This window comes from Herbaspirillum sp. FG34, from assembly GCF_057809315.1.
In genome coordinates this window covers 1-20,326 of the sequence record NZ_JBMDJS010000026.1, presented here as the reverse complement: position 1 = coordinate 20,326, position 20,326 = coordinate 1, and the positions used below count along the sequence as shown (strand labels likewise).

11 protein-coding genes are annotated in these 20,326 nt (G+C 63.6%); 6 read left to right on the top strand and 5 right to left on the bottom strand.

All coding sequences use genetic code 11. The features are described from left to right. Nucleotides 1-52 precede the first annotated feature (52 nt). From ACODSZ_RS21855 to ACODSZ_RS21845, 3 genes are all read right to left on the bottom strand, one after another. A complete protein-coding gene (locus tag ACODSZ_RS21855) occupies nucleotides 53-823 on the bottom strand; it encodes an amino acid ABC transporter ATP-binding protein (RefSeq protein ID WP_241822896.1) in 771 nt (256 codons plus the stop codon). After that, a complete protein-coding gene (locus tag ACODSZ_RS21850) occupies nucleotides 820-1,470 on the bottom strand; it encodes an amino acid ABC transporter permease (RefSeq protein ID WP_175344919.1) in 651 nt (216 codons plus the stop codon). Before ACODSZ_RS21850 ends, ACODSZ_RS21855 begins: the two co-directional genes overlap by 4 nt. Nucleotides 1,471-1,533: 63 nt before the next feature. Continuing rightward, nucleotides 1,534-2,691 (bottom strand): trans-sulfuration enzyme family protein, encoded by a 1,158-nt coding sequence (locus tag ACODSZ_RS21845; RefSeq protein WP_241822897.1) that lies wholly within the window; start codon nucleotides 2,689-2,691, stop codon nucleotides 1,534-1,536. A gap of 100 nt (nucleotides 2,692-2,791) precedes the next feature. On the opposite strand from ACODSZ_RS21845, the gene ACODSZ_RS21840 reads away from it, so the two are divergent. Next, on the top strand, nucleotides 2,792-3,721 hold the full coding sequence (locus ACODSZ_RS21840; protein WP_008328980.1) for a LysR substrate-binding domain-containing protein: 930 nt from the start codon (nucleotides 2,792-2,794) through the stop codon (nucleotides 3,719-3,721). A gap of 301 nt (nucleotides 3,722-4,022) precedes the next feature. Next, entirely contained in the window at nucleotides 4,023-4,853 is an 831-nt protein-coding gene (locus ACODSZ_RS21835; protein WP_488928525.1) for a transporter substrate-binding domain-containing protein, read from the top strand. 275 nt (nucleotides 4,854-5,128) lie between these two features. Here the strand turns inward: ACODSZ_RS21835 and ACODSZ_RS21830 are convergent, their stop codons facing one another. Beyond that, nucleotides 5,129-6,781 carry a cyclic peptide export ABC transporter gene (locus ACODSZ_RS21830; RefSeq protein ID WP_488928524.1) on the bottom strand — a complete coding sequence of 551 codons (1,653 nt, stop codon included), beginning with the start codon at nucleotides 6,779-6,781 and terminating at the stop codon, nucleotides 5,129-5,131. Between the two features lie 323 nt (nucleotides 6,782-7,104). On the opposite strand from ACODSZ_RS21830, the gene ACODSZ_RS21825 reads away from it, so the two are divergent. The 4 genes from ACODSZ_RS21825 to ACODSZ_RS21810 all read left to right on the top strand — a co-directional run bounded on the left by ACODSZ_RS21825 (nucleotide 7,105) and on the right by ACODSZ_RS21810 (nucleotide 13,082). Continuing rightward, a complete protein-coding gene (locus ACODSZ_RS21825; protein ID WP_488928523.1) occupies nucleotides 7,105-8,172 on the top strand; it encodes a GNAT family N-acetyltransferase in 1,068 nt (355 codons plus the stop codon). A 13-nt stretch (nucleotides 8,173-8,185) separates the two neighbouring features. Then, nucleotides 8,186-9,505: a lysine N(6)-hydroxylase/L-ornithine N(5)-oxygenase family protein gene (locus tag ACODSZ_RS21820; RefSeq protein WP_175344911.1), complete on the top strand. Its 1,320-nt coding sequence runs from the start codon at nucleotides 8,186-8,188 to the stop codon at nucleotides 9,503-9,505. Between the two features lie 92 nt (nucleotides 9,506-9,597). Beyond that, on the top strand, nucleotides 9,598-11,817 hold the full coding sequence (locus tag ACODSZ_RS21815; protein WP_488928522.1) for a TonB-dependent siderophore receptor: 2,220 nt from the start codon (nucleotides 9,598-9,600) through the stop codon (nucleotides 11,815-11,817). After that, complete coding sequence (locus tag ACODSZ_RS21810; protein ID WP_488928521.1) at nucleotides 11,811-13,082, top strand: PepSY-associated TM helix domain-containing protein; 1,272 nt, start codon at nucleotides 11,811-11,813, stop codon at nucleotides 13,080-13,082. Before ACODSZ_RS21815 ends, ACODSZ_RS21810 begins: the two co-directional genes overlap by 7 nt. Nucleotides 13,083-13,185: 103 nt before the next feature. Here the strand turns inward: ACODSZ_RS21810 and ACODSZ_RS21805 are convergent, their stop codons facing one another. Next, nucleotides 13,186-20,310, bottom strand: a complete 7,125-nt coding sequence (locus tag ACODSZ_RS21805; RefSeq protein WP_488928520.1) for an amino acid adenylation domain-containing protein — start codon at nucleotides 20,308-20,310, stop codon at nucleotides 13,186-13,188. Nucleotides 20,311-20,326 lie beyond the last annotated feature (16 nt).

Genomic DNA, 20,326 nt, shown 5'->3' with positions numbered 1-20,326 from the left:
TGCTGTACCGTAGTGCACAGATTGATCACGGTAACTCGCCAGCTTGCTCACATCATTCGTGCAGACGTCCCAGGAACTGCCGCGAACGCTCGCTACCCTGAGCACCGAAGAAGAGAGCAGGGGTGGTGTCTTCCAGCACGTGCCCGCCTTCCATGAAGACGATGCGGTCAGCCACTTCCCGGGCGAAGCGGGTTTCGTGCGTAACGACCAGCATCGTCATGCCTTCGCCTGCCAGTTCGCGCATCACGTTCAAGACGTCATCTCTCAGTTCCGGATCCAGTGCCGAGGTTGGCTCATCGAAGAGGATCACTTCCGGATCCATGGCCAGTGCACGGGCAATGGCTACACGCTGTTTCTGTCCACCGGAGAGCTTGCCCGGATACGCATCAGCCTTCTCCGCCAGCCCGACCTTGCCCAGCAGCGCAAGACCACGCTCACGGGCCGCTCCCTTGGCAACGCCCTTGACCGAGATCAGTCCTTCAATCACGTTCTGCAACGCCGTCATGTGCGGGAACAGGTTGAAGGACTGGAACACCATGGCTGTCTGCTGCCGGATCTGCAGCGTCTTTTGTCGCAGTTCACGCGCCGGCAATGTCGCAGGATCGCTCAGCCTCACCCCACAGATCTCGATACTGCCGCGGTCCGGCAGTTCCAGCAGATTCAGTGAGCGGATGAACGTGGTCTTGCCCGAGCCGGACGGGCCCATGATGACCAGCACTTCACCGCGTGCGACTTCGAGATTGATGTCGCGCAGCACCTGATTGGCACCGTATGCCTTGGCCAGTCCACTGACGCGGACGGTGCATTGGGAAGACTGATTCATTGATAGCGCCTCGACAGTATCTCTTCCAGCCAGGTTTGCAGGAGAGTGAGCAGTTGGTTGATGATCCAGTAGATGGTCCCGACGATGATGAACATGTCCATGTAGCGGAAGGTGGTCGCCCCCAGCTGATCGGCTACGCGTGTCAGTTCCACCACCGTTACGGTGGAGGCCAGCGAGGTGTCCTTCATCAGCGCGATCAGGCGGCTGCCCACGGGGGGAATGGCTATGCGCAGGCCTTGCGGCAGTATCACGCGCCACAGCGTCTTCCAGTAGCCCATGCCCATGGCCCACGCGGCTTCCCATTGACCACGATCTACCGCATTGATGCCGGAGCGGAAGTTCTCGCTCAGGTAGGCCGCCGAGAAAAGCGTCAGTGCCAGCAGCGCGGCGGGAATGGGATCGATGGTGATGCCATAGTTGGGAAGACCGAAATAGATCAGCAGAATCTGGATCAGCAGCGGTGTGCCGCGAAACACCGACACGTAGGCGAACGCAAGCCAGCGCAGTGGCCGCGCATCGGAGATCCGTGCCAGCGCAATGAGCATGCCCAGCGCCGAGCCCAGCACGAACGAGCCTAGTCCCAGCCCGATGGTCACCACCACCGCTTTCTCCAGCAGCGGTAGTGCCCTGACAAACAGATCAATCATGGTTCTCCTCCCGGTTGCCGTGCCTGCATTTGGGCACCGCTTCTGTGGTCATTGACGCGTGCATCATGCCTGCGCTGCAGCGTTTGCATACTGTGCCAGTGCCTGATCCAGATCGGCGATCAGCAGGGTCGGATCTTCCAGACCGATGGACAGGCGCACCACCGGCTGGTCGGTCGCCGGGAAAGCGCGATTGGCCTGCAAGGCGGCCGGATAATACGCCGCCAGGCTGTGCACGCCGCCCCAGCTGGCCCCGATGACGAAGTGCTGCAGGGCGTCGAAGAAACCGTGGAAGGCACTTTCCGGTGCAGGCTTCAGGATCATCGAAAACAGGCAGCCATGGGTCTTGTAGTCCCGCTTCCAGAGCGCATGACCAGGGTCGGACTCTAGCGGCGGATACATCAGCCGTTCCACCATTGGATGGCGGGCCAGATGGTGCGCCACCTGCAGCGTCGATGCACCCTGTGCCTGCACCCGCAACTGCAATGTCTCCAACCCACGCAGGACCAGGAAGCAGTCCTCGGGACTGACCTGCTGACCAAGGATGCTCTGGGTCTCACGCAGGATGTCGTAGTGACCGTGGTCATTCATGCTGATGCAGCCCATGAGCACGTCAGAGTGGCCGCCCAGGAACTTGGTAGCGGCCTGGATACTGAAGTCCACACCGTGGTCCAGACATTTCAGCCCCAGGGGGCTGGCCCAGGTGTTGTCCAGCATGGTCAGCACACCGCGTTGGCGCGCAACGGCAGTGATGGCCGGGATGTCCTGCATCTCCATCGTGACCGTGCCTGGCGCTTCCATGCAGATCATGCGCGTGGTCGGCTTGATCAGCTCGGCAATATCGGCGCCGATATCAGGGCGATACAGCTCCACCTCCACCCCCATGTGCGCCAGCCATTTCTCGGCAAAGGTCTTGAGGGCACCATAGCAGGCTGCCGAGACCAGCAGATGGTCCCCGCCGCGCACGAACCCCATCACCGTCGTCATCAGGGCTGCTGCGCCGGAGGGGGCGATGACACAGTGGCGGGCGTTTTCCAGAGCAGCCACGCGCTGCTCCAGCAGGCGTGCCGTAGGGGTGCCTGTGACACCATAGCTGAAGCCATCGGGTTGGCGCTGCTTGCGCTGGACAAAGTCCTCGAAGGTGTCGAACACCACGGTGGAGGCGCGCATCACAGCGGGTGACAGACTGGCGAACGCTTGTTGCGATGAAGTAGGGAGACTCATGCGATTAATTTGTTAATCTAAAAAAGAGAAGCCCAGTATCCGAATTCGCGCTGGCGCCATCAACAGCACATAGGATTAACTCTATAAGTGATACTTATATATGGATATGCGAGACATTCAGGTCTTCCGTGCCGTCATGCGTGCCGGGACCACCAGCAAGGCCGCCGCCTTGCTCAACGTATCCCAGCCGGCGATCAGTCAGTCGATCCGCAAGCTGGAAGCGTCTTCCGAGTTACGACTGTTCGAACGCACACGTGGCCGGCTGGTGCCGACACAGGAGGCGCTGGCCTTGATCGTGGAGGTCGATCGCTGCTTCGCCGGGTTCGAGATGATCGAGCACCGCATCCGCAGCCTGCGGTCGTTCGGACTGGGGCGTCTGGCCATCGCCTCGTTTCCTGCGCTGGGCAACGGTTTCATGCCACGCGCCATTGCGGCTTTCGGGCTGGGCGAGCGGCGTGTACAGATGTCGTTCCAGATCATGAGTTCGCGCGAGGTCTACCAGCAGGTCAGCGCGGGGCAGCTGGATTTTGGGCTGATGGCTGATGAACTGTCGGTCTCCGGACTCGAGCATTCGCAATTCACCAGCGTGCCCGGCGTGATCGTCATGAACGAGCGACACCCATTGGCAGGCAAGCCTTTGATTACGGCTGACGACCTGCTCGAACATCCATTCATCGCCCTCAATCCCGAAGACGCCAGCCGTCGCCGCCTGGAGCAGGAGTTGATTCTGCAGGGAAAAGTGTTGCGGCCCATCCTGGAGACGCCGTATTCCAACTCGGTGTGCGAATTCGCCATGCGCGGTGTGGGCATGGGTATGGCACATCCTATCCTGGCGCTGGATTACGTCACGCGGGGTCTGCGCTTGAAACCGATGGAAGTGACGGCCAACTTCACGGCGCTGCTGGTGTTCCGGCCTGGAGTGCCGATGTCGGAGAATGCCAAGGAGCTGTTGCGGGTGATGCGCATACAGATGGAGTCGGACATGAGTTCGCTGCGCCAGGTGCTGTACCAGAAACCCGGCGCCTTCTGAGGCGTGCGTGAGTTTTCACGGCCATGCACCGGGTTGTGCGCTGCGCACGTGTCTGGTGCAACGCGATGTAGGTAGGGAGAGAGGGGCGCCTCAATGAAGGCAGAACGGGGAAGGGCGACAGACCCTGGCCTTCGTTTTTCTGTGCCGGATTGGTGCAAGATATCTAATGGCTTCATCACTTTTAGCACCAAGACTATAAGTTCAGCTTATCAGTCAAGAAACATGCAGGGATTGCTGATCCCCCTGGTCTACCCACAGAATGGGCTTCCGATTTCATTGATGATCAAGAGGGGATAGCACCATGAAGTTACGTCATTTGATTCCGACCGGCCTGACGGCCATGCTGCTCAGTACCGTAGCGGCTGCCGTGGGAGCCCAGAACATATCGGCCGACATTCTCGCCAGTGCACGCGCATCGGGTGTGATCCGTATTGCCAACACGCAAAGCAGCCCGCCTTGGAGTTTGATCGATGATAAGTTGCAACCGGCCGGCTATGACGTCGAGGTCGCCAAGGAAGTGGCAAGGCGCATCGGTGTGGCCAAGGTAGTGTTCGTGGCCGACAGTTTCAAGAATTTCGTCGAAGGTTTGAAATCCGGCAAGTACGACATGGTGATGAACGACCTGACGCCCACGCCGGAACGGGAGAAGCAGGTGGATTTCGCCGCGCCGTATGGGGTGGAGGATTTCCGCATCTTCGTACTGGCCAGCAATACCAGCATCAGGGACCAGCCCGATCTCAAGGGCAAGAAGGTCGGCGTGACCACCGGCACCACCAACGAAAGCTGGGCGCGCGCCAACCTGAAGGCATCGGATATCCGCGCGTATGACAATGGTGGTTTCGTCTTCAACGATCTGGGCAATGGGCGCATCGACGCGGTCATCAGTTCACATTTCGGCGGCATGAAATACGCCAACGTGAACAAGTTACCGATCAAGGAAGTTGGACCGGTCCTGATCTACCAGTTGTCGGCACCGGCCATCGCCAAGGGTCAGCAGCCGTTGAAGGAGGCGGTCAGCAGGGCCATCGGGGACATGACACGCGATGGCACCATCGATCGACTGGCGCGCCGCTGGGTGGGCGCCGAATTCGATATGGTGGGTGATATCCAGAAGGCGATGCAGCAGCCTTGATAACATTCTGCTGAATTTCCAATTGCCGGGGCGCTGTCAATACGGATGTGCGACGATGGAAGAGGTCGGCCAGCCTTGCTTGACACGTCCCGCTGCAGTCCTCAGGTAAAACTTATGTACGGAAAAGAAATGAACTGGCAGCGGGTGGAGCGTAAAACCGTTTTTCGGTTCGTGAATTATTTTACATAATACAAATTATGCGAATTAACGACAACAAGCCCGGCACACCCATGCAGACGTTGGACGTGCCCCTCATCACCACTCATCACGCAAGCTCAAAGCGCAAACTCCCCCTGCCGCACTTCAGCCGGAGTGCTCCGGCCTACCGACGACTTCCGGCTCAATTGCCCATTCTCCAACGACAGGAGCACATCGGCCTGGTCGAAGTAGCGGTCGTCATGCGAGATCACCAGCACCGCCTTTCCGCGTGCCTTGAGCTCCGGCAGGATTTCGCGATAGAAAACATCCTTGAACAACGGATCCTGATCCGCAGCCCATTCATCAAAGACCATGAAGGGCCGGTCCTCCAGTGCCGCCACTACCAGTGCCAGGCGCTTGCGCTGGCCCTGTGACAGAGCGCGCGTGGTGAACGCCCCCGCCTTGACCTGCACCACATGCTGCAACTGCAAGCGTTCCAGGAGACGGTTGGCCTCGGCATCCAGGTCCGGCCGCCCTCCCTCCAGCAACTGATCAAAAAGGTGGAAGTCCGAGAATACCGTCGAGAACAACTGCCGGTAAGCATCGCGGTTGGTATCGCCGACTGCCACGCCATTCCAGACAATCTCCCCATCCTGCGGCACATACAATCCCACCAGCAGCTTGGCCAGCGTGGTCTTGCCACTGCCGTTGCCCCCCACCAGAAAGCACAGTTCCCCGGGACGGAAGGCAAGCTCGATCGGCCCCAACATGAAGATCCCGTCGCTGCGCTCATGATAGTAGCGGTGCGTGACGCCGCGCAGGACCAGGCTTTCCAGCTGGCTGCGCTGGCCGGTCGGCGCAAGCACCTCACTGCTGGGCATTTCCTGCGCGACTGCGTCAATACGGGCCGCCGCCACACGGGCCAGATTGGCGCGCGGGATGTTCATCAACAGCACCTCCAGCGGTGTGACAATGTAGACGAACACCAGCGCAAAACCGCTCACCACGGCACGCTGCCCGGGGGCGTCGCTGACCAGGGCAAACAGGACCACCCCGATGAAGGCGAAGATCAGGAAATTGCCCCAGCCCGCAGAGGCACTGAAGGTACACATGCCACGCGTGCGAAGGCGCCGCACATTCTCGATGGCGACCTGCAACAGGTCGCGCTCGAAACGCTCGCGCTTGTCGCGATGCAGGCGCAGCTCCTTGGCGCCATGGGTCATGCTCTGGAAATGACCGAACATCACATCTTGCTCGCGTGCAGCCTGCTCCAGGTAACGGATGGCCTTCAGATGGGCCAGATGGTAGCCCACCGACCCCAGCGCCAACACCGCCAGCGCGCCAAGAAACACCTGCCAGGACAACAGCACCATGTAGATCAGGCAGCCGATCACCACCACCGAGTTGGTCAGGATGGCCGGCATGCCGACAAAGAATTCGGCAACCTTGGCACTGTGCTCAGTCAGGGCGGACTGGATGCGCGGGGCGCCGATTTTTTCGATATGTCGGTAATCGGCGCCAATGACCCGTGCAGAAATGTAGCGGCGCAAATCGGCCTGGGCACGCTGGTTCAGTCGCTCGAAGGACATGTTGGAAAGCAGGTGAAATACCATCAGCAACAATACCGTCGCGGCAAATTGCCAGGCGGCCTGGGGACGGCTGGCCGCCTGGCCGGCGATGGCAGCGTTGATCTGGACCACGGTCAGCACGCTGCAGATGCCACGCAGAACACTGGCGGAAGACGCTAACAGAAGCAGGCGCCAGGATTGGCGTATCAGAAAGTTGAGCATGCGGTAACGAGGTTGGGATGACGAGCGAAAAGCAGTGACAAGAAAATCGCGAATGAAAACTTCATATTGACCTGACGATCCAGCTGCCCCGCCATTTACCCCTGCTGACCTGTGGGGATGCCGGCCCCAACGGCCCATTTCCCCGCTGCACAAGGCATTGCAGCCCGTTTACCGCCCTCGCCTAAATAAAAATACTTCTCATTCGTCTAGGTAAAGGTGAAGGTTTTTTGCGATCCGGAGAGCAAGGACTTGGCTTTTTGTCATTTTTCTTCAGTTTCCATCGCTGCTGCCTTGCCCCTCTTGCTTACTCGGAGTCCTTGTTGATGACCTTGCCCCCCTCCTCTGCCGTCACGCCTGTCTGCATCAATGGCTTGTCGCTCCTGGTGTTGCGCCAGGCGCAGCAGCTCACCGTGACCGATCCTGATGGTCAGGTGCGGTCGCGCTGGTCCTGGCAGCGCAGTACCAGCGGCCAGGACTGGGCCATTGCCCAGGAAGGCAGTAGCGACTCCTGCACCGATCTGCTGGCCATCCTGCAGACGATCTTTGTGCACGTGCCCGAAGCGGGCAAGGTCGTTGTCGAGCTGCCCCAGTCTCAGGCCGCGGCCATGTGCCGCGCCGGTCTGCTGGTACGCCAGGGCAGCCGGCATGTGGCCCTGGCCGAACTGGTCTGGCAACACGCCGCCGGATGGTTGCCGCAAGAGCGGCCGCCCTTCCCCGTGCAGCAGGTGATGAGCGAGGGCAAGCGCCACCCCTTGCGGGCGCCCAAACCGGAGGGAGAAGTCTACCGTCGCTACCTGCCCTGGCTGGGACAGACACTGTCACTGCGCAGTCTGCGCCTGGAAGAGGATCTGCCCCTCTTCAACCGCTGGATGAATGACCCGGTGGTGGTGCAGTTCTGGGATGAGGCCGGCGACCTGGCGCGCCATCGCCACTATCTCGATACCATCGCCGCCGATCCGCACATGACCTCGCTCATTGCCAGCTTCGACGACCAGCCCTTTGCCTATTTCGAAGTCTACTGGGCCAAGGAAAACCGCATCGCGCCCTTCTACGACTGTGGCGACTTCGACCGCGGCTGGCATGTGCTGGTGGGCGAGGAAGCCTTCCGTGGCAAGCAGTTCGCGGTGGCCTGGCTGACCTCGATCTCGCATTACCTCTTCCTCGACGATTGTCGTACCCAGACCGTAGTGGGCGAGCCGCGCGCGGATCACGACAAACAGATCCGCAATCTCGACAAGAGCGGCTACGCCAAGCTCAAGGAGTTCGATTTCCCGCACAAGCGCGCCATGCTGGTGATGCTCTCGCGTGAACGCTATTTCGGACAAGGCCTGTGGCAACCCCAGACTCCGCTGGCGCCGCTGGACCCGCCGTTTTTCCCCTGCTCCCCCTGAAAGGAGACCCGTCTTGAAGATCCATGACCTCATCGGCGTCGGCTTCGGCCCGTCCAACCTCGCGCTGGCCATCGCCCTGCAGGAGAACCAGGCACAGGCTGCGCCGATCGATGCCCTGTTCCTGGAAAAGCAGCCTCACTTCGCCTGGCACGGCGACATGATGCTCGATGGCACCCACATGCAGATTTCCTTCCTCAAGGATCTGGCCACGCTGCGCAATCCGGCCAGCCCCTACACCTTCATCAACTACCTGCACCAGAAGCAGCGACTGTCGGACTTCATCAATCTCAAGACCTTCTACCCCAGCCGGCTGGAGTTCAACGATTACCTGGCCTGGGCCGCAGGACATTTCGATCATCAATGTCGCTACGGTGAAGAAGTCATCGCCGTGCTGCCCGAGATCAGGGGCAGCGAGGTCAGCATGCTGCGGGTAGTCTCGCGCGATGCCCACCACCGCACCCATGAGCGCCTCACGCGCAACCTGGTGATGGCGCTGGGTGGCACGCCCAATATCCCGGATTGCCTGGCGCACCTGCGCGAGGAACCGCGGGTATTCCATTCCAGCAGCTTCCGCAGCGCCTTCGCACGGCTGCCGCCACCGCGCCGCGTGGCTGTCATCGGTGCCGGCCAGAGCGCCACCGAGATCTTCCTGGAACTGCAGGGCCATCCGCACCTGTCAGTGGATCTGGTCACGCGCGCGCGCACCATCAAGCCCTCTGACGACAGTCCCTTCGTCAACGAGATCTTCAATCCCGACTATACCGACTACGTCTACAACACTCCCAACGACAGTCGCGCGGCGCTGCTGGAGGAATTCATGCAGACCAATTACGCCGCACCCGACATGGCCTTGATCGAGCGCCTCTACGACGTGCTGTATCAGCAGAAAGTGCGGGGCCAACAGCGCCATCGTTTCCTGCGCCGCCACGACACCGTCGAGGCCTGGAGCGACGATGCCGGCGTGCACCTGGCCTTGAAGAATCTGGAAAGCGGCGAGGTCAATACCGAAACCTACGATGCGGTGATCCTGGGCACCGGCTACCAGCGCCAGCAGCATCACGCCCTGCTGGGCGAGCTGCAAGCTTATCTGCCGGGCATGCGCGTCGATCGCCACTACCGCCTGGACAGTACGCCCAACTTCCGCCCGGCGATCTTCCTGCAAGGTAGTTGCGAAGACTCGCATGGCCTGTCCGACACGCTGCTGTCGATCACGGCGGTTCGCACCGACGAAATCCGCATGGCCCTGGCGCACACGCTGCACCAGGGCCATGCAGCACCCTCGGCACTGCAAGCATCAGGGGATGTCCAGCGCCACGGCGCCTTGCAGGCCTGACCCGGGGCGCGCCAGCCGCCGCCCGCGCCGCCCCTTCTTCAATTCACGTCAACAACATCTACAACAACAGCAATCGAGGAACGCGTTTTACCATGACCACACGAAACTTCCGGCATCACCCTTCCCCGCTGCGCCAGCGCCTGCTGGTCAGCTCCCTTCAGTGCGCCCTGCTGGGCATGTCGGCCTGCGCCAACAGCATGGCCCAGACCACCAGCACGGATGACAAACTGCCCCAGGTCACCGTCACCGCAGCGGGAGAAGAAGAGAAAGCCACCGGTCCGGTGCATGGTTTCGTGGCCAAGCGCAGCGCGACTGCCACCAAGACCGATACTCCCATCACCGAGACGCCGACCTCGATCTCGGTGGTGACCGCGGACCAGATCGCCACCCAGCAGGCCCGCACCGTCTCCGAGGCGCTGAGCTACACCAGTGGCGTGCAGGTCTCCACCGGTGCCTTCGCCATCGTCGATACCGGCTCGCTGCTGCGCGGCTTCGCCCTCAACAACGGCGGCTCCTTCTATCGCGACGGCATGCTCACTTCCTCCAACGCCAGCTACAGCCGCTATGCACCCGAGCCCTATGGCCTGGAGCGCATCGAACTGCTGCACGGCCCGGCCTCGGTGCTGTTCGGACAAAATTCCCCGGGCGGGCTGATCAACGTGGTCTCCAAGAAGCCCACCACCACACCGCTGCACGAACTGCAGGTGCAGGTCGGCAGCTTCGACCGCAAGCAGATCGCCGGCGACTTCGGCGGTTCGCTTGATGATGCGGGGGTCTGGTCCTATCGCCTCACCGGCCTGGCCCGTGAAGCCCGGACCCAGGTCGACAATACCGTCGACAACCGCCTGTTCCTGGCCCCGGCCATCACCTGGCGCCCCGACGACCGCACGGAATGGACCGGCCGCGTCGAACTGCAACACAGTGAAGGTCTGTCCAACAACCTGTTGCCGGCCGTCGGCACGGTCAGCTACAACCCCAATGGTCGCCTCCCCACCAGCACCGCACTGGGCCGTTCGGCCGACAACAACGAGAAATACGACAACGCGTCGATCAGTTCGCAGTTCTCGCACCAGTTCAACGATGTCTGGACCTTCCGTCAGAACCTGCGCTATACCAAGTACGACGGCACCCGCAACAACCTGCGCTTCGCCGCCTACTATCCGACCACGCAGTACGCCACTGCGGCCCTGCAACGCTGGCGCCTGAAGACCAATTCGGACACCCTCACGGCCGACAACCAGTTGCAAGCCGACTTCGGTACCGGCGTGATCAAGCACAAGGTCCTCATGGGCCTGGACTACCATCGCACCACCGGGACCGTGACCGGCTACCTCAGTCCCAACACCCTGGCCGGCTATGTGCTCTCCAACATCTACACCGGCAGCTATGCCAACCTGCCGGCGGTGGCAGACAACTACAACACCAAGACCGAAGACGAACAGGTCGGCCTGTACCTGCAGGACCAGCTCAAGATCGGCCAGCGCTGGATCGTCTCGGCGGGCATCCGGCACGACAACTCCGACCAGACCGTCAGCAACTACATCTCCAGAACCCAGACCAAACGCAGCGACAAGGCCAATACCCGCAACCTGGGCACGGTATATGAGCTTGACGGCGGCTGGTCGCCCTATGCCAGCTATTCGGAATCCTTCACCCCGACCACGGGCACCAGCTTCGGCGGCGCCATGCTCACGCCGGAGACCGCCAAGCAGTATGAAGCCGGTGTCAAGTACGCCCCGGTCAATACCAATGCCTTGTTCACGCTGGCCGTCTTCGACCTGCGTCGCCAGAACATCTCCACCGCCGACCTGGCCCACGCCGGTTACTACCTGCAGACCGGTGAGGCCCGCTCGCGCGGCGTCGAACTGGAAGGCAAGATGTCGCTGGCCGATGGCCTGAATCTGACTTCCAGCTACAGCTACACCAACACCAAGGTCACCAGCAATACTTCCAGCAGTTCGACCACCAGCACCCTGGGCAAAGCCCTGCCGGGCGCCTCCAAGCACAATGCCGGCGTACTGCTGGACTACGGCTTCCAGCGTGGTGCCCTGGCCGGCGCGCACGTCTCGGCGGGCGTGCGCTATATCGGCCGCGCCTATGGCAATGCGCTCAACACCTTCGAGACCCCCTCGGTCACGCTGCTGGACTTCGGTGCCCGCTTCGACCTGGGCCGCATTTCCAGCGACTGGCGCAACTTCGAGCTGGCGCTCAAGGTGAACAACGTCACCGACCGTGTCTATGCCTTCTGCTCGGAACTGTGTGAATACGGTGCCCGCCGCACCGGCCTGGTACAGGTGACCACACGATGGTAAAACCCGCCCCGCTACCCTCCGGGCGAACCTGGAGGCCGTGGGTGCCGACACGCCAGACCTTCGTCCTGCTGCATCGCTGGACCGGTCTGGCGATCGCGTTTTTCCTGGTGGTGGCCAGCCTGACCGGCATCCTGCTGGCCTTCGAGGATGAGCTGGAGGTCTGGCTCGCGCCTGAGCTGCAACTGGCCCAGCCCGCACCGGGCCAGGCGGCCACGTCCATGCTGGACCCGTACACCCTGCGTGAGCGGGTCCAGCAGCAGTTGGGTGAGCACGTCCAGATCAACCAGCTGATACTGCATCCGCAGCCCGGTCGCACGGTCTCCTTCATGGCCGACCCCGCCACGGATCCGGCGACCGGTCGCCCGTACCGATTGGCCTACAACGAAATCCTGGTCAATCCCTACACCGGCAAGGTGCAAGGGGTGCGCGACCGCGACAAGATCAGCCTGCGCCCACAGAACCTGATGCCGCTGGTCTTCAACATCCACCACTCCCTGGCCTTGCCGCGCGTTGCCGGTGCCTTGCTGATGGGGCTGGTCTCGACCTTCTGGACCATCGACTGCTTCGTCGGCGTCTATCTCACCTGGCCGCGCGGACGTCCCTTCTGGTCCAAGTGGAAACCGGCGTGGATGGTCAAGTGGCAGGCCGGTTTCTACCGCGTCAACCTCGACCTGCACCGGGCCTTCGGCCTGTGGTGCTGGCTGATGTTGCTGCTGTTCGCCTGGTCCAGCGTGATGTTCAACCTGCGTGACCAGATCTACATGCCGGTGATGACACGCATCCTGCCTTTCGACAACAGCTGGCGCGCCCAGCCACCACTGCGCGAACCGATGAGCGCACCGCCGATGAGCTGGCCGCAGGCGCATACGATGGCGCGCGAGGCGATGCAGCGCTTCGCCGCTCAACGGGGCATCCGCACCGACTTCGAGGAAAGACTCAGCTTCGATCGCCGTCGCGGCCTCTATGCCTACATGGTCCACAGTACTGCCGACCTGCGCAGCAACGTCGGCAACACCGGCATCCTCATCGATGCCCGCACCGGGCAGTTGCGCGGTCACTGGCTGCCTGCGGGCGACCGCAGCGGCAATACCTTCAGCAACTGGATAGGCGCGCTGCACATGGGGCAAGTGTTCGGGCTGCCATGGCGCATCTTCATTTCCTTCATGGGGCTGGTCATCAGCCTGCTCTCGGTGACCGGTATCGTGGTGTGGTGGAAGAAGCGCAAGGGCCGCAAGCTCAGCAAGGACAAGCTGCGCCAGGCCTGAAACCTGCACCGCCACGACCACTGCCGTTGCCATGGCAGTGGCCCCTGAAGCGCTCTCCCGGATGATTCCGGGAGAGCGTTTTCACAACAGCGCCCTGCCCGCCTCAGACCAGCAATGCACGCACACCGGCATGCCAGTGTGCGTCAGAGAGCAGGGACAGATGATCGGCCTGTGCTACCGTGCTCACCGACATGAGCGTGGCGCCATACTGCGCCCAGTCGGTCGGCACCTGCGCGGCATCGCGTCGTCCGGCCTGCCAGACGTGCAGCGCAGCCGACACCTGTACCTGCGCCTGCAGGCCCAGCCGCAGGCAACGGATGCGTTCCCACAACGCCGCTTCCGCACCGATGGTGCCGGCAGCATCCAGCGGCAGGCGCTCGCCTAATCGCCCTACGATCTCCACGAGGAAATACGCCCGCTGCGCCGCGTTCATCTGGCCCAGCAGCGCATACCACTGTGCGCGCCGCTGTGAAGCCGCCAGCCAGCGTTCCAGCCTGGCCTCGTGGGCCAGCAACATTTCCGCTGGCGGCATGGGCCACTGCGCGAGCTGCTGACGCAAACCGGCAAAGTCACTACTGTCGGCCAGACCGATCCATTCCACCTGTATCGCGGCCTGCTTGCGTTCCTGCAACTGCCGCGCCGTTTCCAGCGCCAGCAGACCGCCCACTGACCAACCCAGCAGGCGCAGGCGACGGCCCGGCAGGGATGCGCACAGCGCGGCGGCATACTGTGCCGCCAGGGCAGCGCCATCCATGCTGCTCCAGCGCCATTGCTCCTGCGGCGGACACAGCAGCTGATACATCGCATGCTCGCCGGCGAGGGCGGCCGCCAGGGCGTCATACTCATGGGCATTGCCCATGTGCGCAGGGATGCACACCAGCACGGTCTGCCCGTCATCCCCGCCTGCGCGGGCGGACGGATGGCGCTGCAGTACCGGTGCAGTACCAGTACGGTTGACTGCATACTTGCGCGTACGCTCCTGGCCACCTTGCCGCATCAGGCCGGACAGTTTGTCCTGCCCCGGCAGCGCCAGCAGCAGCGCGATCAGCCGGTGCGCCAGCTGCACTACCTGCGTCTGCTCCAGCCGTGCGCCGTCGAACTCGAACTGGAAACGCAGCGCCGCGCCCGGCAAGGCCACCACCGTCAGCGGGAATTCAGTGGCGCCGCGGCTGCGGATGGCGTCGAAGGCCAGCGAGCGGCCGACGCCCTTCTTCAGCGATTCATCCACCGGGAAGTTCTCGAAGATCAGCAGGCTGTCGAACCAGTCGCCTTCCTTGCGTGCCGCCCATTGCGAAATGGCCGCCAGGTCCACGTGCTCACGCTGGCGCAGCGCCAGGTTGTGCGACTGCAACCCGGCCAGCCACTGCGGCACGCCCATGGTGCCGTCCAGATGCTGGATCAGCGGCAAGGTATTGATGCACATGCCCATGACCCGCTCGATCCCCGGAAAATCAGTGCTGCGCCCCGAGGCCGTGACGCCGAAGACCACATCGTCCGCGCCGGTGACTTGCTGCAGCACCAGGCTCCAGGCGGCCTGCACCAGGGTGTTGAAGGTGACCTTGCAGCTGGCTGCAAAGCTTTGCAACAGCTGGGTCTGCGCCGTGGTGAGCTGCTCGCGCACGGTGCCATAGGCCGATGCTGCGCCGCTGGCCTGGCCTTGCGGCAGGCGGGTGGGAACTCCGCACAACAGCCCGGCGGGGAACTGCGGGCAGCGCGCGAACTGGGCACGCCAGAAGGGTTCATCCTGCGGCCCGGCCTGCCGTTGCAGCCAGACGATGTAGTGGCGGAAGTCCAGCGCCTGGTGCTGCAGCGGCTGTTGTTCCATCAGCGAGAACACCTCGCCCAGCAGCTGCGACATGCTCCAGCCATCCAGCAGCACGTGGTGCCAGGTCCAGAGCAGCCGATAACCGCCATCCTCCTGGACAATGACAAAGCGCATCAACGGCGCCTGCTGCGGCACAAAGCCGCGCTGGTGCTCGTACTGACACAGTGCTTCCCATTGCCGCCGCACATTGCCCGCCGACTGGCCGCGCCAGTCCAGCACCGTCAACGGCAGCTCGGCCTGGCGCAATACCACCTGCACCGGCTGCGACTGTCCACCCCAGGCGAAGCCGGTCCGCAGGATGGGATGACGCAACAGCACCGTGCGCCAGGCCTGGGCGAAGCGCGCCACGTCGATGTGGGCAGTGCTGGCGTCGAGCTGCACGACATTGGCCACCGAGCAGGGCGAATCCTGCAGGTGCCGCAGCATATTGCGTTGCCAGGGGGTGGCCGGATAGATGTCCTCGATCAGGGCCGGCGGGCAAGCCATTTCGGCCACCAGGGCGTCCAGCTGCGCCTGATCGCGCTGCAGCAGCGGAAAATCCGACGGCGTCACGCCGCCGGCGCTGCTGAGACAATGCGCGATCAGTTCGTGCAAGGCGCTTTCCAGCGCGCCGGCCAGGCGCTGCACGGTCGCGGCCTCGTAGCGTTGTCGGCTGTAGCTGATCTCCAGCCGCAGCTCGCCCCCGACCACCTGGCCATTGATGGACAGATCGCAGCCCAGCGGTGCGGCCGGATCGCGCGAGGCGCCAGGTGATTCGACGGCGGGCTGCCAGCCGCCCTCCTCCCGGAAATTGCCGTCGAACTGGCCCAGATAGTTGAAGGCCAGCGCCGGATTGGGCATGCGCTGCAAGACCTGGCGCTGGGCATCATCGCCCCACTGGCGCAACAGACCGTAGCCGATGCCGTTGTCCGGCAGGCTGCGCAGCAGGCTCTTGACGGCGCGGATCAGCGTGGGCCATTCGCCGGCCGTGGGCAAGGCCACCGGCATGACGCTGGTGAACCAGCCTATGGTGCGGGACACATCCAGCGCCTCGCTGCCGCTCTCCAGTTGTTCGCGGCCATGTCCTTCCAGCGTGATCAGCAGCTGCGCCATGCCACCCCACTGTCCCAGTGCACGTCCCAGTGCGGCCAGCAGCAGATCATTGATGCGGGTGCGATAGGCCGCCGCTGCCTGCTTGATCAGCGCCTGCGTTTGTAGCGCATCCAGTCGACATGCCACGCGGGCCTGGTCGGCGGCCAGCAGGGGCGCATCGGGATGATCGCATGGCAGGCTGGCAGGCAGTTCGGTCAGGGAGCGCCAGTAATCGAACTCCCGGGCGCGCGTGACCGCCTGAGCCTGCAAGCGGCGGCCCCACTGGCGATAGGAGGCAGTGCGTGGCGGCAAGTTCGGCTCGGCATGCGCCAGGCGCTGGCGATAGGCCTGCTGCAGGTCTTCCAGCAGGATGCGCCAGGACACCCCATCGACCACCAGATGGTGCACCACCAGCAGCAAGCGCCAGCTGCCGTCCTCCAGTGCCATGCTGCCGGCTCGCAGCAAGGGGCCGCGCTCCAGATGCAGGCTGCGCTGTACGCGCGCGCAGAAGGCGTCCAGTTCGGCAGGCGCATGCAGCTGCGCCTGCCACAGCAGCGACGCATCGGCATCGCGTTCCCGGCGCGGACCATAGGCCTGCAGCCACTGGCCCTGCGCGTCCTGGCGAAACTCCATGCGCAAGGCATCGTGATGGTTGACCACATCGACCAGGGCCTGCTGCATCGCGCTGAAATCGATGGGCTGGCGGCTGTGCAGCAAGATGGCCTGATTCCAGTGATGCCGCTGCGGGATGGGGGTGGCCAGGAAATCGGCCTGGATCGGCAGCAACGGCACCGCACCATCGTCGGCCTCGCTCCCAGCGGCTGCCTGCTGCGTCACTGGCTCGGCGGCACTGGCCGCCTGGGCCAGTGCCGCCACGGTCTGCAGCTCGAAGATCTGGCGCGGCGTCAGTTTCCAGCCCTGCTGGCGCAGGCGCGCGATGATCTGCAGGCTGAGGATGGAATCGCCGCCCAGCTCAAAGAAATTGTCATGCCGGCCGACCCGCTGCACCCCCAGTACGTCGGCCCAGCTGGCCGCGATCAGCATCTCCAGCTCGCCCTCGGGCGCATCGCCCGGCGCGCTTTCCGGCGTGGCCGGCAGCTCCTGCGGCAGCGCCTTGCGGTCGATCTTGCCATTGGCATTGAGCGGCAGCGCCGGCAGCACGATGATGCGGCTGGGCAGCATGTAGGACGGCAGACTGTCAGCCAGCGCCTGCTGGATCGCCCCCACATCAGGCAGGTGCTCCGGATGCGCACTGACATAGGCCAGCAAGCGATCGATGCTGCCCAGGGTGCGCACCACCACCACCGCCTGCCGCACCGCAGGCTGGGCCAGCAACGCTGCCTCGACCTCGCCCAGTTCGATGCGGAAGCCCTTGATCTTGACCTGATGGTCGATACGTCCGAGATAGACGATCTGGCCGTCCTTGCCCCAGCGCGCCAGGTCGCCGGTGCGATACATGCGCTGCCCCGGCGCGCCGAAAGGATCGGCCAGGAAGGAAGCCGCGGTCAGCCCGGGACGATCGAGATAACCGCGCGCCAGTCCGGTGCCGCCGATGTAGAGCTCGCCGGCCACACCGGGCGGCAGCAATTGCAGCCGGTCATCCAGGATCATCGCACTACGCTGTCCAACCGGTCGGCCGATGGGCGCATACGGCACCTCGCAGGGCTGGTTCGCCCCGGCTTTCCAGACCAGCGGCGTGACCACCGTTTCGGTCGGCCCATAGCCGTTGATCAGGCGCTGCGGATGCAGCACGCGCTGTACCTGTTCAAAGGTCTCGCGCGGCATGGCCTCGCCGCCGAAGGAGTACAGGAAGACCGGTGGTGCATTGCCGCTGCGCTCGACCCAGTCGGCCAGCTGCTTCAGATAGACCGGCGGGAAACCGGCATGGGTGATGCGATGCCGGTGCAGCGCTGCGACCGTCTGCTCGGGCGTCCACAGTTCGGGATCGCGCAGCACCAGCGCGCCGCCTGCACTGAGCACCGTCATCCAGCGCTCGTGCGCGCCATCGAAGCTGAAGGAGAGGAAATGCAGTTCGCGCGACTGCGGCCCCATCTCGTAGAGTGCGGCGGTGGCCTGGATGTGCATGGACAGCGCTGCGTGCGCCACTTCCACCCCCTTGGCCCGGCCCGTGGAGCCGGAAGTGTAGATGACATAGGCCAGGCTCTCCGGGCTGGTCTCGACGGCAGGCAGTCCGGGGAGAACATCGTCTTGCGCCAGCTGGTCCATATCCAGCCACTCGGGCCCCTCCTGTTGCGCCAGTGCGGGCCAGGGTTGCCCTTGGGCGAGCACCAGGCCAACCCGGGCATCGCGCAGCATGTAGGCCACGCGCTCCTGGGGTGCCTCCAGATCGATCATCACATAGGCCGCGCCCGCCTTGAGTATGCCCAGCAGGGCCACGATCATTTCCGGCGAACGCGGCAGTGCCACGGCGATGCGTTGCTCGCCTGCCGCGGCGGGCTGCCCGTGTGCCAGCAACTGGCGGGCCAGGCGATTGGAACGTTGCTCGAGCTCGCCATAGGACAGGCTGAGTTCGCCCATCACCACGGCCTCGGCCTGTGGCTGGCGTCGTGCGATCTGCGAAAACAGCTGGTGCACCGGTGCACGCTCCATGTCGCCGGGCTCGGCCTGTCCCAACTGCAGCAAGGCCTGTTGCTCATCCTGTGCCAGCAGTGCCACCTCACCCACGGCGCGCGTGGCCGATTGCGTCAGCGCCTGCAAGCCGTGCAGCAGATGACGGGCAATCTGCTGCACGGTGGCGTCATCGAAGTGCTGGCGCTGATAGCGCAAACCGACCTGCAGCCCGCTCTGCACGCCATCCCCAGGCGCTACGCCCACCGTCATCGGATAGTTGGTCTGCTCGCGGGTATGGGTGCGGCGGAAACGGGGCCCTTGCGTCTGATCGCCGCGCAGGACACTGTCGATGGGATAGTTCTCGAATACCAGGATGCTGTCGAACAGGCTCTGGCCCAGATGACTGTGCCAGCGCTGGATCTCGTAGAGCGGCGTGTGCTGGAAGGCGCGCGCACCCAGGTTCTGCTCCTGCAGCTGTTGCAGCCACTGCCCGACGGGCTGGGCGTGCGCCGCCGGCACCAGCACCGGCAAGGTATTGATGAACAGGCCCAGCCATTGCTGCACGCCCTCCAGCTCCTCGGGTCGCCCCGCCACGGTCGCGCCGAAGCAGACCGCCGGCTGTCCGGTATAACGTTGCAGCACCAGCCCCCAGGCAGCCTGCAACAGGGTGTTGAGGGTGACGCGTTGCGCGCGTGCGAAGCCATGCAGTTGCTCGGTCTGCGCTAGCGACAGCAAGACCTTGTATTCGCCGTCGCCTGCCTCATGCCCTGCCACCGCCTGTTGTGCGGGGGCGCAGGCCTGGTGCAGATAGGTCGGCGCCGACAGCGCGGCCAGGCTGTCCTGCCAATGGCGGCGCGCAGCCTCGCCATCCTGTTGCTGCAGCCAGCCGATGTAGTGGCGGTAGCCTCCCTGCACCGGCGTGCTGGCGGCTTGTCCGTGATAATGCCGCACCACCTCGCCCAGCAGTTGCGACGTACTCCAGCCATCCAGCAACAGGTGGTGGACGGTCCAGATGAAATGATGGCGCGTAGTACCGGTGCGCACCAGCATCAGGCGCTGCAACGGCGGATGTGCAAGATCGAAACCGCGCCTCAACTGCTCGGCGGCGATCGCTTCGAGTGCGGTCTCGGGGTCACTGGAGGCACGCACGTCGGCTTGTGCGACGGGCAGCGCAAGGGAGCGCGCCACCCATTGCAACGGCGGCACATGCTCGGCCAGGAAGCCGGTGCGCAAGACCTCGTGCCGGTCCTGCACCGCTTGCCAGGCATGGCACAGGCGCGCCACATCCAGCTCGCCATCGATATCGATGCGCAGTTGGTTGAGATAGGCGGCGCTGCCGTGGTCGTAGACGCTGTGAAACAGCATCCCGGTCTGCATCGGCGAGAGCGGGTAGACGGCGGCCACCTGATCCGGCGGCACCGGCAGCACCGGCAGGTCGGCCGAGGCCAGCAGGCTGATATCGGGACCACTCACAGTGACCGGCGCGGCTGCGGGAGGGAGGGAATGATCGATGGCTTGTGCCACCTCGGCCAGTTGGGCGATGGTCTGGCGATCGAACATCTGGCGCGGCGTCAGCTTCCAGCCGCGCTTGCGCAGGCGCGCGATGATCTGCAGGCTGAGGATGGAATCACCGCCGAGCGCGAAGAAATTGTCTTGCCGCCCGACCTGGGGCAGGCCCAGCACGTCTTGCCAGATCCCCGCCAGCGCCAGTTCGATCTCGCTTTGCGGGGCGCTGTAGTCGCTCTCCTGACTGATCTGCACCGGCGGCAGGGCCTTG